The organism is Anaplasma platys, from assembly GCF_012790675.1.
Taxonomy (GTDB): Bacteria; Pseudomonadota; Alphaproteobacteria; order Rickettsiales; family Anaplasmataceae; genus Anaplasma; species Anaplasma platys.
On the sequence record NZ_CP046391.1, the window covers coordinates 1083852 to 1099655 of the forward strand.

Here is a 15804-nt window from a genome sequence, read left to right on the forward strand (position 1 = left end):
CACTGTTTCGTATGTGCACATTTCAAGTTATTGCGAAACATAACGCCGACACTGCAAACTAGCACCTCCCAGATAGAAACACCAAGGTGATGAGGGTCCCCGTCTGAGCTCTGCAAAGTGCGTCGGTAATTAGCGTTTCATGCGCACCGGAACATAGATAGGAGGTGATTCACCCTTTTTAACCAATAACAGCACCATTGATCCAGGAGCTCTTTGCTTCAACCTCTCCAATTCCTTTGCAAAGTCCGACACGCTGGTGACGGGAGCAGCGTCAACGCCCACCAGTATATCTCCCCGCCGAATTCCCTCAGCGTATGCATCACTGCTCGAGTCTACCTTCAGTATCAACACTCCCTCAAGCTTGCTGCTTTCTCCTACGCGGGCTTGTGGCAAGCTTCCCACTGTAATTCCTAAGAGCTCTGATCCGGTCTCTACTCCGGATCCAGCAGCTCCCTGTACATCAGATAACTTACCCACAACAACCTTTAAGTTCACTTGCTGCTTATCTCGTAGCACTACAACCTTAACCTTTTTATTGACGCCAGTACGCGAAATAACGTGTGTCAGCTGAGGCATGTCGTTTATCTTTTTTCCATTAAACTCAAGGATTACATCCCCAACCTTAATTCCACCTCTTTCTGCTGGACTATCCTTAACTACATTAGAGATCAGTGCGCCCCTAACCTCATCGAGCCCCAACGCCTCCTTCATGTTCTCAGTCACACGCTGTGCAACAACTCCCAACCAACCATGCTCTACTTTCTCTCCTCTGGAAAGAACCTCAATAATTCTCGCTGCGTTGTTCGACGGAATTGCAAAAGCAACACCAACATTCCCACCACCTTGCTGCGATATAATCGCTGTATTTACACCAATTACCTCGCCCCTCGCATTGAACAACGGACCACCAGAATGTCCACGATTTATCGCTGCATCGGTCTGAATAAACTCACTTGCGGTACCAATGTTTATGTCACGTGCTCGAGCAGAAATTATACCAACGCTCACTGACCCCCCAAGACCGAACGGATTTCCTATAGCCAAAACCCACTCGCCCACTTTAGCATCATCAGAATTACCAAGCTTAACGTGTTCTAGATCTTTCTCTACATTTACCTTAAGCACAGCCAGATCTGTTTTAGGGTCAGTGCCTACAACTGTAGCCTTTGTTGTTGTGCCGTCGCTAAATTTAATCTGTATTTCCTGAGCATTAGAAATGACATGATAATTGGTTACTATCAGACCTGACTTATCTACTATAAAGCCAGAACCCAGAGACACAGCCTTTCTAGGCTTGGGTTGCTCTGTAATATATGGCTCTAAGCCGTTAAAGAGACCTTCGAAAAGCCCTCTGGGGAATCCAGGAAACCCGAAAATTGAACCCCCAGTCTCAGGATCATCACTTTCTATTGTTTGCTCGGTGGAAATGTTCACCACTGATGGGAGCAGCATATTTACAAGGCCAGAAAAACCCCTGTTTACATCAATATGCTCACCTGTATGAGGCGCAACATACATCTCATCTGCGCACGTACCCACTTGCGAACCAGCGAACGCAACAATCATCAAGAAAAGTGACAGATATCTCCTCACACTCATCCCCCTTTGTTCGTGTTAAAAAGACTTATAAAATCATTATTAGGCGAAAGGATAACCTTGGTACCATCCTTGTCAAACACATTTCTGTATGCCCGAAGTGTTCTATAAAATTTAAAGAAATTCGGGTCCACAGCAAGCGCGTCGTTGTAAATTTGCGCAGCCTCCGCATCGCCCTCTCCTCTGATCACCTGAGCTGCGTTCACGGCACTTGCGAGAATCACCCGTTTTTGCAGATCAGCATCAGATCTTATCTTCTGCGACATTTCCTCGCCTTCTGCGCGTATCTCCCTAGCCTCCTTCTCGCGATCAGTCTGCATTCTACGGAATATTGCAGCGCTATTTTCTTCAGGCAGGTCGGCTCTCTTTATCCTCACATCCACCATTTCCACGCCGAACTTTGCTGCTTCGGCACTAACACCTTCTTGTATTCGCAACATTACATCTCCCCGCTCTTCATTGAGAAAGTTAATGAGCGCAACACGGCCTACCCTTTCCCGCAGATTCGCTTCTATTATCGAACCCAAGCGATTTTCTAGCCCTATCTCCCCCCTGACTGTTTGATAGAACTTTACCGGGTCAGCTATCCTATACTTTGCATAGAAGTCCACAACGAATCTTTTTTGGTCTGATGCTATTACCTCACAGGAATCGGACCTTATCTCGATCACACGCCGGTCGAAATAGATTACCCTACTAATAAATGGAGCCTTAAAATACAAGCCACTTTCGCCTATACTCCTCGTAACGCGCCCAAACTGCACCACAATCGCTTGGCGCGCTTCGTCTACAACAAACGCAGATCCGTAGAGAACTGCCAACGCTCCAGCTACCAAAGCACCGAAAACTAATTTGGCAAACCCAATATTCATTACCTACCTTCTCCAATACTCCTACCGCGCTTTTGTGGTTCCTCTGTCGTCAAAGGAAGATATGAGAAGAGCCCTTTGACATCATCTGTCACTACTACTTTCTCCATGTTGGCCAGTATGCTTTCCATAGTTTCTAGGTACATGCGATTTCGTACCGCTGCTGGCTGATTCACGTATTCCCTCTGTATCGCCAAGAACTTCGCAGCATCCCCCTGCGCCCTGTTCACCACCTCACTCTTATAAGCCTCAGCATCAAGCTTTATCCTGATGGCCTCCCCCTTAGCCTTAGGCAGTACCTCATTGCGATACGCAAACGCCTCATTAATGGTACGCTCCTTATCAGCGCGTGCGCTTTGGACGTCTCTGAAGGCACTAATCACCTTTTCTGGCGGATCCACCTTCTTCAACTGTATGGACAATACCTCTACACCAATTTTGTACTGATCCAGTATACCCTGCAACAGCTTCTTTGTTTCGTAGGCGATTGCAGCACGTCCCTCGCCCTCTATAGCAAAAGCCAACGTACTCTTTCCTATAATCTCTCTCATTGCGCTTTCTGCAGCATTCTTCACCGTAGCGCCGGGGCGCGCGTCGCGCACACTGAACAGATAGTCATACGCGTTCGAAACTTTCCACTGGACGTCAAAGTTTATGTTTACAATGTTTTCATCTCCCGTAAGCATGACGCCGTCATTGTTTACTCCGTGCCCGCCCCTGAGAGAGACACCCCCTATCTCTTCCTTGCTCACGGCTTCAACGCGAACTTTCAGAACATTCCCAATGGGACTAGGAAACCAGTAGCGCAAACCCGGATCGCGGATGTTACGGTACTTACCAAACAGCAGCTCCACTGCTTGTTCTTCTGGGTTAACCACATAAAACCCCGTACACGCATAGAACAGCAGGGCCACAACGGTTAAAAATAGTGCATGAGATCTCCTAAACGTAAAATTGCCGCCCGCGCCCTCTGGCATACCTGCAAACGCAGAGCGTATATTGCCAAACAAGGCATCGAACTGAGAGTCGGTGAATTTTTTGCTAGCTTTCGGTTTTTCGGTTCCACCATTGCCACCCCAAGGGTCGCTCTCATTGCGCATAAAAACCCCAATCGCACCCCAAGTATCGTAGCAGTCTATAGCAGAATTGACGTTATATCAACACAAAATACCAGTTTGTCAGTGGTATATAAGCCGCCGTGCGCGCTTAATCCGCACTATATCCGTCTTCGCTGCTGGGGTTCGCAAGCCTATTTGTGTAAGGAGTAGCATTATACCTGGAGGTAATGACGAGACAGATTGCATCATGAAATTATCACCAGCAGGTGGCATGCATGTGGGTATGTGTGCTTGTTGCATGTTTAGCTATATTCCTGCCGCTGATAAATACCCCGCGCGCTCCAGTTGTAATTTACGCAATTTTAGCAATTTTATGTTGCACTATGGCTGTTGTACACGTGTTGCGCGTATAAGGTGTGCGCAACAAAAATTCATGCGCGTTTTTAGTCTTGAAGACGGGGGGGGGGAATGTGTTGAAGTTTTTAAAGTCGAGATTGCAGGCTGCAGCTTTGTTCCTGCTTTTGGTCTTTGTTGGTGCACCGGGAGATGCATCACCATCCACCTCTGCGCAGCAGAATAGTGATGATATAGCTGCGAAGGTGATATGCAATGTTGTGGTATTTGTCCAACGTTTAGGTCTACCCATAATGACGGGTGTGATCCTGGGAGCTAGCATAATGGCAATATTTGGCAAAATGGCTTGGGCTTCTATCGTGGTGCTGGTGGTGTTTACGGCAATATTTTTCGGTGCTGGGAAACTTATGCAGAAGTTTGCTGCGGGGTTAAACAACGAGTTTGGTGATGCCAAAACTTTCGAGTGCAAGGGCAAGGGAGAGACCAAAATGCCCGCAAGTAAGTAGGACGTGAGTTGTGTCTCGCAGTATGATGTGAGCGAGACACACATGCCTAACCGCGCTCACTCCTTAGTTTATAGCGTGAGAGAGTAAGTTTTTGCCGGCGCAGATGACGCAAACCGCGAGCCTGCTCTTTTTCTCTGGTTATGAGCTTGCGTCTAAAACTAAAACGCAACGCAAGAGCGTCATTAACTCAACTTTAGCAATTCTGTGTTGTACTCCGGTGGTGTGTGCACGTGTTGCGTGTAGTAAAGTACGTATATCACCAATGTGCACGTGTTTTTAGTTTTGAAAACGAGGGGGGGGGGAATGTGTTGAAGTTTTTAAGGTCGCTTGCATTTGTTGGTATGTTTGTTTTCTTGCTAGGCTTTGTGGGTGCTGTTTCTGCTAATGCAAGCGCCAAGAGCAACGAAAGCGACGATGTGGCAGCGAAAGTTATATGTAACGTGGTTGTGTTTGTGCAGCGATTGGGGCTGCCGATAATGACGGGGGTCATTTTGGGAGCCAGCATCATGGCCATATTTGGCAAAATGGCTTGGGCTTCTATCGTGGTGCTGGTGGTATTTACGGCAATATTTTTCGGTGCTGGGAAGCTTATGCAGAAGTTTGCTGCGGGGTTAAATAACGAGTTTGGTAAGGCCGAAGAGTTCCAGTGCAAGGGTGATGGGAAGACCGTTGTGCCAAGTAATAAGTAGGCGGCGTCCGCTTCTGGTTCGGCCGGTTGACGATGTAGCACTATGCGTTGTGGTGAGGCATAACAGTGCCTGACGCGTTTACTTGTTTCATATGCAGGAGTATAAGCCTCGGACGGCTAAGGTCACTACGGTGCGCGAGCCTGTTTTCCTTTCTAGTTATGTGCTTATGCCCTAAACACAACGCAAGAGCGTTATTAACACAACATTAGCAATTTTATGTTGTACTCTCGTCAGTGTACTGCGTTGTGTGTGCCGGATGGGATATGCACGTGTGCGCGCGCGGCCACGCAAGAGGGGGGGGGAAGATGTTGAAGTTCATAAAGTTTGTTGTAGTGGCGTTCGTTTTCGTGACGGGCATTGCTGGAATGGCGAGTGCTGGTTCTGCAGCGTCAGCTGGCCCCGCTAGTGATGATGTTGCTGCGAAGGTAATATGCAACGTTGTGGTATTTGTCCAACGTTTAGGTCTACCCATAATGACGGGGGTCATTTTGGGAGCTAGCATAATGGCAATATTTGGTAAAATGGCTTGGGCTTCTATCGTGGTGCTTGTGGTATTCACTGCAATATTCTTCGGAGCTGGTAAGCTCATGCAGAAATTTGCTGCGGGGGTTGGTTTTTCTGATGGTACCTCCGGTAGTGCGAGCAATTTTGAGTGCAAAGGTAATGGCGCAACAAAACTTACATAGTGCTTGGGTGCGTTTTAACGGCTGCACGTTTTGGAGGGCTCAGCTTCAGTGTTTTCGTTGTCCATGTTATGATGGCACGGGAGCGATGGTAGGACAAGAACTCACCATATCTGCAGTTGTGAGTAGTGAGCGTTGCGCTCTATTGATGCGTCCGTTTTGCAAGTTGCAAGGTGAGGTCTGCGTTGAAAATGCGCTAGGAGTAGCGTACTAAGCGTATGCATTCTAGTGTGAGCATAGGTCTACAACCCGTTGTTACGAGGAAAAAGCCTTTAGGATTTTGTCCTCTGCTATCGGGCACGGTGCGTTGTGCATGCATTTCTAGGTAATAAAATCTTTAGTAATTTCTTCTACGTCAGTGGCCCTCTGCTTTTGTGCCATTTGCTAAGGAGATTTTCCCAGTGCGATTTACAACATTTGGGTTTTCAGCATATGCGAAGAAAATCTCCAATATCTTTCTTCTGGGTTGGTCTCCACAGTGGGGCAGCTTAGCTTCGGAAGATTCCGGTGCAACGCGGTACAATTGCGGTAAACAGGACACGTACCATGTCATGATAGACAAGACTATACGTGTCGATCCACTATGCACATACGTAATGTCTACCAACATATTTTCAACAGGAGATATAAATACAGTCCCAGGTGTCTACATAGGCCTGCGTAAGATTTGCAAAATCTTGATTATGCGCAGGTTGGCATACGCCGCTATGCATGGGCCTCCCATGATGTGTATACCAACTCCCGCGACATATCGTTTGTTTTCATCGTTCCTCGAAGTAGGAGCAAGACATGTGTGGCATAGGGTTATTAAGGGACATGGCTGCCCAGCTGAGGGCAGTAAAGGCTCATCCGATGTTAAACAACTATTGCCACTATCTTAGGAGGTTTCCATGGAATGCATATGTAGTAATGATAGACCAATTGTTCATGACCAAACAAACTTAAAAAAAGACGGCATCGGGAGAATATTTTCCACGGTACTGCGACTTTTTGCCATGGTTGTGCTACTTCTTGTAATGGATGGTGCACATGCAAGTTCAACCACGGCTGGTAACGGGTTGGCTTATCCTGGTACAGCAGGAGGTGATGCCAAAGCTGGAGCTAAAGCAGTTGACGCGCAAGACAGTACCCAGATCACAAGCAAGGTGATTTGTAATGTTATAAAGTACGTTAGGAGCATAGGCCTTCCCATAATGACTGGAGTTATAGTAGGATCCAGTATAATGGCTGTCTTTGGTAGGTTGGCATGGCCAGCGATAGCAGCTCTTATAATATTCACAGGAGTATTCTTCGGTGCTGACAAGATAATCAGCAAATTTGCTGAAGGCGTTGACGGAGGTACCTTGAACGCCTGCAGCTAAACATAGTGCCTCAAGGCACCCTTCAAGACAGCCGAGCACCAAGACAGCCAATGGCAAAGTGCTCGGCTGTACCCGAAGTCATCGCCAGGCTACAACTACCCAGCGCCTAACACTAACACAATCCCTGACGCCTCTTGTAATGTAAAATTACTTAAGAAATGGTAAAGCTTAATTTAACTTGCACGTGTTGGAGCTTGCAATTCTTCTCCTACAAAGAGCAAAAGAGCGCTACCTTGATCGGCTTCCATAAGGCCATTCACATACAGTTTTAATCCCGAAATCGCAAAGCGAGCCAAACGCAGGCTTGCGTAGCAACATGGTATAGTATAATACAGTACAATGTTGTGTATTAGTGTAGAAACTTTGCCTGATAGCTGTAGCAATGTATTCTGAATAGCTTTCCTAGCTTACATATGCCAAGCCAGCTTTCTTAAGGCATACTCATGTGTCTATACAAAACTACTTTGTTTATTCCAGAAAACACTTGTTTTTTACCCCAAACAATAGGAAGCACCTCCTTTTATAGAAGAAATCCAAGAAAATTAATGGGAAAGATCAAAACTTATGCTAATAACCACAGGTATTAAACGTCATAAGTCTGATTAATCAGAAATTAACTAATCATCTTATAAGATACAGTCAACATAGGTTGCACACTGTATGTTGAGCTCCCTTACAGAGGGCGCTAATCGCTAGAAGCGGCTGCGGAATCATGAAACTACGTAGAATGTTCAGCTCATCAAATGTGCAGTGGACTGTTCGCATTAGAGGTGAAGATGGCGAAGTTATTGAATTCTTTTTTAAAAACGATAGGTATCTGTTTGTTGCTACTGGTATCCAGTAATGTTGCTGAAGCAAAGGCCGACGACAAAGATGTTACCAAACAGGTGATATGTAATGTAGTTGGTTTTGTTCAAAAATTGGGATTGCCTATAATGACGGGGGTCATTCTTGGGTCGAGTGTAATGGCTATTTTTGGTCGTTTGGCGTGGCCAGCGATAGCGATGCTGGTTGTATTTACTGCAATTTTCTTTGGCGCAAGTAAGCTAATAGAAAAATTTGCCAGCGGTATCGCCGGCCTAGATGCCGATGACTTTGAGTGTAAAGCCGCTGACAGCGGTAGTGTTCAGGGCTCCTCAGGTGCTTCTTCTAGATCCACCAGGCGCCGTTCTTAACATTCGGTTTTAAGGCTATACCGCGAGTTGCTAGCGCGTACAACATTTTGCCATCAAGTACTTACACTAACATACTTACATGGTGCGCTGTGGCGTCGGAATATCATCGCATCTCGGTGCACCATACTTGAAGCTTTTACGTGTCGCTCTTCTAGCTCTGATATTAAAGAAAGATCCTGTAATGAATGCCAACTTACAGCGTACTGTAGCTCCTCATTGTACCACACCGTTGATAAGCAAAAATTAGATTAAAAATTTAGTGAATATATTCTATAGATGCGCATAAAGTATTGCTATATAAGGTAAAGTAAATAAATTCTTAAACAAGGTGAATGAAATGTTTACGAATGTGTTACGTACCTTTGCTACCTGCATATACGGTTTTGTGCTGTTTATGACGACACCACTTACGGTGCATGCTGTAGACTTTTCCGGTGCTGCATCAGAGAGTGAAGTTGCGCCAAAGGTGATATGCAATGTGGTAGTTTTTGTGCAGAAATTGGGATTACCTATAATGACAGGGGTGATATTGGGTTCCAGTATTATGGCAGTCTTTGGAAGATTGGCGTGGCCTGCTATAGTGATGTTGGTAGTGTTTACAGCTATATTCTTTGGCGCCGGGAAGCTAGTGGCCAAATTTGCTAGTGGTATTGCAGAACTGGGGGCCGATGATTTTGATTGTCGCGTATTGGCGGGAAAAAACATCTAGGAAGTCTGCTAATTTTGATTGATATGAAAAATCCTCCGTTATTAGGAATCGGGTGTGTTTCAAAGATTCACGGAATGTTAAGTGTAAGAATGTACTAGTACTTCCTGTGCGGGGATGTGTGCGGTTTTCTAGGAGGCTAGTCAGTGTCGTTAGTTGGTGATGTTATTTCGCGGTTTCGCACCAAGAGGAGTGCTGATGATGCTTCCGATCGTGACGAGAATAATGATACATTGCAAGCAAACTCTTCGTACGCAGAGTACGTTGCTCCTGCATGTCATTACAATGAAGATACCCTGCTAAATAAGGGCGGTGAGCTTGTGCAGGTGATCGAGATAGAGAAATACGCACCCGGCACCGGGGGAGTGGCATTGCAAGATGCCATAAGAGAAAGTATATCGCGTGTTGGCGATCCGGATATTGCTTTCTGGATTTATACGGTGCGGCGGCGGCAGAAATTTAATTTAGAATGGAAAAAAACAGGTGACTTCTCTGATACTTTGCACGAGCGGTATATGTCTCATGTTGAGTCGAAGTATGATACTTATGCCAACAAGATATATGTTGCGGTTGTGTCTAAACACCTTGCGGAAGGAGTTAACAGTATAGTTGGCGCGCTACTGTTCCGAAATGTTATCAAGAGACATAAAAGTTATCTCTCCTCAAAGGCTGCGTATTTATCTCAAGTGACAGAAGATGTAATCTCCCACATAGGTGGAGCAACTGCGAGAAGGCTGGGCCTTATACGTTGCAAAGACAGCCGATGGAGATCAGAGCTTCTGGAGTTTTTGAGTTATTTGGTGACTTTTAACAACAGAGAGTGCTACCTGGAAACGTGCGATAATGAGCATACTATTTCTTCAGGGTGTGATCTGCAGTTTGGTTTTAACACACTTAAGATTTCAAATGGGGCGCAAGTCAAATACGGCGCCATTTTGGGAATTAAGACCTTCCTTTCGGACCCCTTCAGTGTGGTTGATACCTGCTTGCAGCAAGAATGTGAATTTATAATAACCGAAATAGTGCGGTTCATTGAAGGTAAGCAGGTCAAGGAGTCTTACTGTAGACAAGCAGAAATGCTTGATATAAGTGGTGATGGCGATCTAAGCAAAATGGGAGATCTTCACAATGTCATGGAACTTGAAGATGGCGCGTACGGAGAATGTTGTGAAAAATTAGTGAATTGTGTGGTTGTGGCTGATGATCAGTGTTCGCTCAAACGTGGCGTAATGAGGATGGTAGAAGCATTCTCGGTTGTCGGGGCGATTGTTGTAAGGTCTGATATAGCCATGGAGGATAACTTCTGGTCTATGCTGCCTGGAAATTTTCGATATGCTCTAGGTATGAAACCCGCATTAATCAAGTGGACATGCATGCTTGTGGCGCTACAGGAATTCCAGACTACATCTTTGAAAGATAGGGGGTGGATGGGAGCAAGCGCGATGTTTTTCTCCACTCGTGGCTTACCGCACTTCTTTAGTTTTTCTGCGGTGAAAGGTCACACTGTTTGTTTAGGGCCACCGGAATCTGCAATGACCATGTTATTGAATTTTTTGCTTTCCGAGTCGCGTAGGCTGGGCGTCAAGTCAGTTGTTTTCGATTACAGTGGAAAGTCAGTAATCTATGCCAACGCAATAGGTGGGCAATATCATAGGGTCGATGATAGACCTGAGCGGGTGAGTTCATCGTTTAACCCCTTCAACGTAAAAGACAGCGAAAGAAATCGCAAGGTTGCGGCGGAAGTTTTATACCGCATGATCAGCCCGGGAACGGAGCCCGACGATGTGCTTAAGCAGTCTGTGGACGAGGCGGTGGGTAGAATTTTTGCCATTCACCAGAAAAAGCGCACGCTTGACAAGATTAGTGAGTGTGTCCGTGATCTAGGGGGACGCATAGCACATTGGATTAGTGGTGGAAAGTTTTCCCATCTCATTTGCAATGAAACAGACATTAAGTGGGATGCTGAATTTTTGGCAATAAACGCTGGCATGCTTGTGGGTAAGTTGGAATGTTTGAGTAGCCTACTGTATTACTTGCTGAGCGCAATGGAAGAGAACTTAGACGGGTCTCCAGTGATCTTGGTTATGTATGAGTCCTGGATTCTTGACGTAGTTTTTTACACTGAAGAGGGGTTTGACGCTTGGGTTGAGCGCATGAGTAGCCTCAATGTGATAATAGTTTTTGCTGGGGAAGATATAAGGGCAATATCATCCAGTAAGGTGATAAGGTATGTGGGCAAACATACGGGCACTAGGATATTTATGCCGAATTTTATGGTAAGCAGTAAGCAGCACGGTCGGATGTTTGGCCTCTCCCAAGGCGAGATTGATACAATGTTGCAAATTTCGCAAAGTGAAGGCCATTTCTTCTTAAAACAGGGCGAGTCAAGCGTTGTTTTGTCGCTACAGTTGCCAGAACAAGTAAGCAGAGTCCTATCCGCGAACAGAGCGACAATAAAGATCATGTACGAAGCGCAAGCTGAAAAGGGTAGTGACTGGCTGGAAGCCTTCCATGAGAAATGTGACACTACTCTGTGAAAGTGTGGCAGCGTCCTATGACCTAGTTAGAATCGAATCCATAGAGTTCCTGGTCTTGGATGCGCAAGGTTTCTACAAGCACGTACAAAAAACACTTTCAGTAATCCCACATCCTCCCATGAAATTATCCTCCTGCGGAAACTGCAAATAGATTAATCCCGACCTCCACGTTTGTGCGATATGTGGCATGGATCTTATTTTCGGATTTTACCTCACCACCAATGTTTTTGTACGTGACTAGGTGCGCAACAGTGTGTAAAGCAGCATGGAGCACACCTTGCCCAGTATGAGATGCTGGAAACTTCAATAGGATATAACCTTAAAATATCTCGTTTGTTTTGTGATATGTTCCTGTATATTAGGATGAAAATAGATACTTGGCTTCGATTTTAATGCTTATTTAATCTTATTCATGTGAACTGGTCCCTCATCACTGAAATATACTAAACATGAGTGCTAGTAGCGGTTTGGGCGATATGGAGCGAGCAACATGATCAAGAGTTGTGTCATTTGGCGAGTCGCTCAACTAGTGGCAATGCCCGCATTGTTTTACGGTGTTGTGCAGTTTTTATTGCTGGGTGACCTCCATGCTGTTGGTATTTACAAGGATGAATTTTGGCCGGTGCCGCGCCGGAGTGGTAGCGGAACAATATTTGCGGTTCCTGAGATTATGGTGGGGCTCAAGGATGCGCTATCTAGCAACTATGGGGGTTTAGAGGCCTATAAGGTAGAAAGGTGGGAAAGGATATTAGCGGATAGGGGCTACATTGTAGGGTATGTTAAGCGTAGCGAGTCTGGTAAGCTACAAATGTGTGCGTGCACGAAGTACAAAGCCATATTGAGCGCCGCAGTGCAAAGTGAGATAGATCTCAAGCGGCAGATGCAGCCGGGAAAGATTACTGACTTTGAGGACCTAGAGCTTGATAAGAAGATAGAAAACGATTGCTTAGACGCTGGGACTTACCAGGGTTGTGTCGATTTCACTAGCATTCTTCCCAATCCTCCGGAATACTGCAATGTTTTTTACAAGGAGCTGAACAGGAAGGTTGTACCGCTTTCATTTAGTAAACAGTCCTACTTTGATCCTGGACTGCGAATGATGCAAAAAATGGCCAATGCTTCGGGAAGTGGTAGATACTTTGGGGCAAGTGACGTGTACATAGGCGAGTATGATGGTTACGCAAGTGGTAAGCGTGATAGGGGGCAAACGCGTTTTGTTTGTCCGGGTTTAGGTTTACTCTCTACGGTTATTCACACTATAGCTACCGGTTCTGATTCCCTGCATTCTATTTGCGACATTCCAGATGCCGACGACGTTTCTACGGGATATGCGGTGATCAAGCGTGGTGAGGAGGTGTGCCTTAATCACCTTTATGGAGGGGCATTTGTTTCAGATTGTGTTCCGGGTCCAAGTTTGTCCGCCCCTAAGGTGACGGCAGCGCTAAACGGGCTTCGCATCAAGTTTCCAAATTGTAAAAACAGGCATGGGGCTGACAGCGAGTATTGTGATTTTACCCTTGCTAGCGGGGAGAGTGACCCAGTATTTAACTTTGCCGTCATAAAGCCAAAACTTAATGATGGCGCCTATTCTTTGCAGGTTTTGGAAGTATGTACTGGCTACTCCAAAGCGGAAGATAAGTGTTCCCGCTATTCGCCCAAAATTGTTTCAGAGCTCCATGGAAATGTTACTTGCTTTATCTCTCCCGGAGGCGGCTTTTCTTGGTCTTATTTGCGCCGCGGCGATCGCTACTACTGGCTCCGCGAATTACCCAATATGCTGGTGGCTCATGGGTTTGATCCAGGTTCTAATAGGCGCGTACAGTGTGGCGATGAAAAGTCTATTGATCTTGCGGAATTGTCGCAGGGAGAGTTAGACAAAATGCACGTCCAGGGGCGTAGTCTTTCTTTTCCAGAGGTGCGTACAGGTAGCAATATCGATAGTGAGGTTCTTTGTCATAGCAGGTTGACCTATTCATATACGAGCCATAGGGCGTTTTTACATGACGGCGCATGTGCGCCTTCTGAAAAAGATGGTGTGGTTCCAGGATACTGCAGAAGCAAATACGAAAGCCTAGATAACTTTGAAAAGGTATTTTTGAGCGAAAACGAGTTGCCCAGCGCTAGGCATGTTTTTTCGCTTAATCCCATCTTACAAGGACATTGCGTGAGTAATTTTCCCTCCCATGAATACAAGGTAATTGGCCATCAAGGGGCGCCATCTGGTGGGAAAGTGCGGCAGTCATATACATTGGAAGTTAGCCGGCAGAACACAACATGTGATTTATTGAAGATAGAAATGTGGGGTGCCGGAGAATCTGGTTCGTTGCATACTGGACGTGCAGGTCGGAACGGGGAGTATGTACTAGGTATTTTGCGGCTCAACTTGAATCCCCAGGAACAAAAGTTTTTAAAGATCAAAGTGGGCGTCGGTGGCTCTGCTGACATAAAGAAAAAGGGTGGAGGAAACGATGCGGGTGCAAATACAGAAGTTTTCTTGTGTGACTCTGTCAGAGACAATGGCAACTGTACGATAAAACTTTTTGCCAAGGGAGGAGGTCAAGCATCTGTGCCTGTTTCGCAGGGGCTGGGCGAGTTTGTTCATTACCGCGTTTTTGAGGGTTTAAAGGCTTTGAACGGCACAGACAAGGTGTTCATTCCATACCAAGATCCGTCAAAGTATGAAGGGTACGCATCAGCGAATGAAGTTGGGTGTGTTCGTGGTGGTACGGCAGCGAGCACCGGAATAAAAACGGTCCCGATTAGTGATAAGTTCCCAGGTGCCGGTGGCTGTGCGCGGGCTGATATAAACGTTCTACAGGGCGGCGCAAATGGTATGGTGAAAATAACCTGCGAGAAATGGTCTGGTCCTGCTGGCAGAGTTAAGCAATGGGAAGAAGTGGTGGTATGTAATAAAAAGTTACAAGATGATCTCCAAGAAATTGTGCGCCATCACCGCATTTTCAACTTTTCTGGAGAAACGGAAAGTTTCCTAAATCGTCTTGCAATGGGGCCAGCGTGTAGCGCAATAAGTAGGGCGCCATCTTTCGTTATAGAGGTGGAAAATATTTTGGATTTTCTGAAGAAGTCGGTCCATCCAAGGGTCACTACCCAGCAATTGATCGACACGGAGGTGACCAAGTTGCTTAATTCGCTGGACAACAAACTTGCCGACGAGCCCGGACTTTTATCAGATTTGGCTTCAGTTCTGAGTGATAGTAAAGATCTTAGTGAACAAGAAGTGCGTACAAAAATTAATGCTGCTTTTTCAGAAGTGCTAGGGAAAAAAGCTGATGTTTTCAAGGATATAGGGACCTTTAGTAAGATCACAGAACAAATAAGTCGTAAGGCTGGGAATGAGCAAAGCTTAAAAACTACCCTAGCTATGATGACCGAAAGTGACTATGTGGAAAGCTTCGTACGAGACGAGAAAGTCATAAAAACGCTTGAATATATTGCAAATACCCTAAAGAGGGTACATCCGCTTGCGTTCTATCTTGAGGAGGGTCGCCAACGTGCAGTTGATGATGTAGTGTCGAATTACAAGGACATTATAAGAAAGAGACCTGTATTTGCGCAAAAATTGGGGGCGCGTTTAACGGGGAGTAAATTGAGTGAGAAACCATTAGATGATGCCGAGCTAGAAGCGGTGATAATGAAAAGCGCAGCAGGCGTAGAGCGGCTTTATAGGCGCAAAACAGAGGTTTTGTCCCCTAAGGAGGGAGACCTATTAAAGAAACTACACATTTTACGCAAGGAGTCGAAAGGCTTGGATGCGCGGTCTAAGCGAATATTTGAAAAGATGGATAGTGTGGACTTTGCAAGAAAAGTTGCTAGTTGTGAAAGATTCGATGCGGAAGTAAAAAAGGTTATAGAAGTGCTCGAAAAACCTGCAAAGTCGTTAAAATCTGCCAACGCAGTTGAAGCAGAGATAGAAAACTCCATGAACTTCTTAATTCAGGCATTGGATGCAGAGCCTGAGGTAACGAAGGCATATATCGAGGTTGTCGAGTACAGGAACCGCACGAAGCACTTTACCAGAGATGAGCTAATTGCGGCGTTCAGGAAAATCTATGAAAAACATCTCCGTGTTTCTAAATAGAATGGCCGGTACACTGCGACATTTGCTTTTCTTCAGCGTTTTGCCTGGTAAGTAGCCGCGCTAGCCTTCAATCGCAAAGCTGCCTGTTTTGCATTTTTGAACAAACAGTATGACAACTTCAGCACCGGCAGTTTATCACCAGTCTCGAGATATTGATGGAAAGGTTTGTGC

Annotated in this window: 11 protein-coding genes; 8 read left to right on the forward strand and 3 right to left on the reverse strand. The window is 45.8% G+C overall.

The genetic code is table 11. The features are described 5' to 3' along the window. Positions 1 to 129: 129 nt before the first annotated feature. From ANPL_RS04190 to hflK, 3 genes are read right to left on the reverse strand one after another with little or no spacing between them, the layout of a single operon-like run. On the reverse strand, positions 130 to 1599 hold the full coding sequence (locus ANPL_RS04190) for a Do family serine endopeptidase (RefSeq protein ID WP_410518186.1): 1470 nt from the start codon (positions 1597 to 1599) through the stop codon (positions 130 to 132). After that, positions 1596 to 2468 (reverse strand): protease modulator HflC, encoded by an 873-nt coding sequence (gene hflC / locus ANPL_RS04195; protein WP_169193484.1) that lies wholly within the window; start codon positions 2466 to 2468, stop codon positions 1596 to 1598. The genes ANPL_RS04190 and hflC overlap by 4 nt, the downstream gene beginning before the upstream one ends. Then, positions 2468 to 3565 carry an FtsH protease activity modulator HflK gene (gene hflK / locus ANPL_RS04200; protein ID WP_169193485.1) on the reverse strand — a complete coding sequence of 366 codons (1098 nt, stop codon included), beginning with the start codon at positions 3563 to 3565 and terminating at the stop codon, positions 2468 to 2470. The genes hflC and hflK overlap by 1 nt, the downstream gene beginning before the upstream one ends. Before the next feature lie 428 nt (positions 3566 to 3993). Between hflK and ANPL_RS04205 the strand changes: the two genes are divergently transcribed. From ANPL_RS04205 to ANPL_RS04240, 8 genes are all read left to right on the forward strand, one after another. Further along, complete coding sequence (locus ANPL_RS04205) at positions 3994 to 4383, forward strand: TrbC/VirB2 family protein (protein ID WP_169193486.1); 390 nt, start codon at positions 3994 to 3996, stop codon at positions 4381 to 4383. A gap of 305 nt (positions 4384 to 4688) precedes the next feature. Continuing rightward, positions 4689 to 5072 (forward strand): TrbC/VirB2 family protein, encoded by a 384-nt coding sequence (locus ANPL_RS04210; RefSeq protein WP_272899038.1) that lies wholly within the window; start codon positions 4689 to 4691, stop codon positions 5070 to 5072. Positions 5073 to 5377: 305 nt separating this feature from the next. Further along, positions 5378 to 5758: a TrbC/VirB2 family protein gene (locus ANPL_RS04215; protein WP_169193487.1), complete on the forward strand. Its 381-nt coding sequence runs from the start codon at positions 5378 to 5380 to the stop codon at positions 5756 to 5758. Positions 5759 to 6645: 887 nt separating this feature from the next. Next, complete coding sequence (locus ANPL_RS04220) at positions 6646 to 7116, forward strand: TrbC/VirB2 family protein (protein WP_272899039.1); 471 nt, start codon at positions 6646 to 6648, stop codon at positions 7114 to 7116. 776 nt (positions 7117 to 7892) lie between these two features. Continuing rightward, positions 7893 to 8291, forward strand: a complete 399-nt coding sequence (locus tag ANPL_RS04225) for a TrbC/VirB2 family protein (protein WP_169193488.1) — start codon at positions 7893 to 7895, stop codon at positions 8289 to 8291. Positions 8292 to 8685: 394 nt separating this feature from the next. Continuing rightward, positions 8686 to 9000: a TrbC/VirB2 family protein gene (locus ANPL_RS04230; protein ID WP_236822909.1), complete on the forward strand. Its 315-nt coding sequence runs from the start codon at positions 8686 to 8688 to the stop codon at positions 8998 to 9000. Positions 9001 to 9143: 143 nt separating this feature from the next. Next, complete coding sequence (locus ANPL_RS04235; RefSeq protein ID WP_169193490.1) at positions 9144 to 11534, forward strand: VirB4 family type IV secretion/conjugal transfer ATPase; 2391 nt, start codon at positions 9144 to 9146, stop codon at positions 11532 to 11534. Between the two features lie 490 nt (positions 11535 to 12024). Next, the gene (locus ANPL_RS04240) at positions 12025 to 15633 is read left to right on the forward strand and encodes a hypothetical protein (RefSeq protein WP_236822817.1); all 3609 of its coding nucleotides are present in this window, start codon (positions 12025 to 12027) and stop codon (positions 15631 to 15633) included. Positions 15634 to 15804 lie beyond the last annotated feature (171 nt).

Bases quoted from the DNA above. Each gene is read 5' to 3' on its own strand.
- hflC (WP_169193484.1), bottom strand. From the start codon at position 2,468: ATGAATATTGGGTTTGCCAAATTAGTTTTCGGTGCTTTGGTAGCTGGA.
- ANPL_RS04240 (WP_236822817.1), top strand. From the start codon at position 12,025: ATGATCAAGAGTTGTGTCATTTGGCGAGTCGCTCAACTAGTGGCAATG.
- ANPL_RS04225 (WP_169193488.1), top strand. From the start codon at position 7,893: ATGGCGAAGTTATTGAATTCTTTTTTAAAAACGATAGGTATCTGTTTG.
- hflK (WP_169193485.1), bottom strand. From the start codon at position 3,565: ATGCGCAATGAGAGCGACCCTTGGGGTGGCAATGGTGGAACCGAAAAA.
- ANPL_RS04230 (WP_236822909.1), top strand. From the start codon at position 8,686: ATGACGACACCACTTACGGTGCATGCTGTAGACTTTTCCGGTGCTGCA.
- ANPL_RS04215 (WP_169193487.1), top strand. From the start codon at position 5,378: ATGTTGAAGTTCATAAAGTTTGTTGTAGTGGCGTTCGTTTTCGTGACG.
- ANPL_RS04220 (WP_272899039.1), top strand. From the start codon at position 6,646: ATGGAATGCATATGTAGTAATGATAGACCAATTGTTCATGACCAAACA.
- ANPL_RS04190 (WP_410518186.1), bottom strand. From the start codon at position 1,599: ATGAGTGTGAGGAGATATCTGTCACTTTTCTTGATGATTGTTGCGTTC.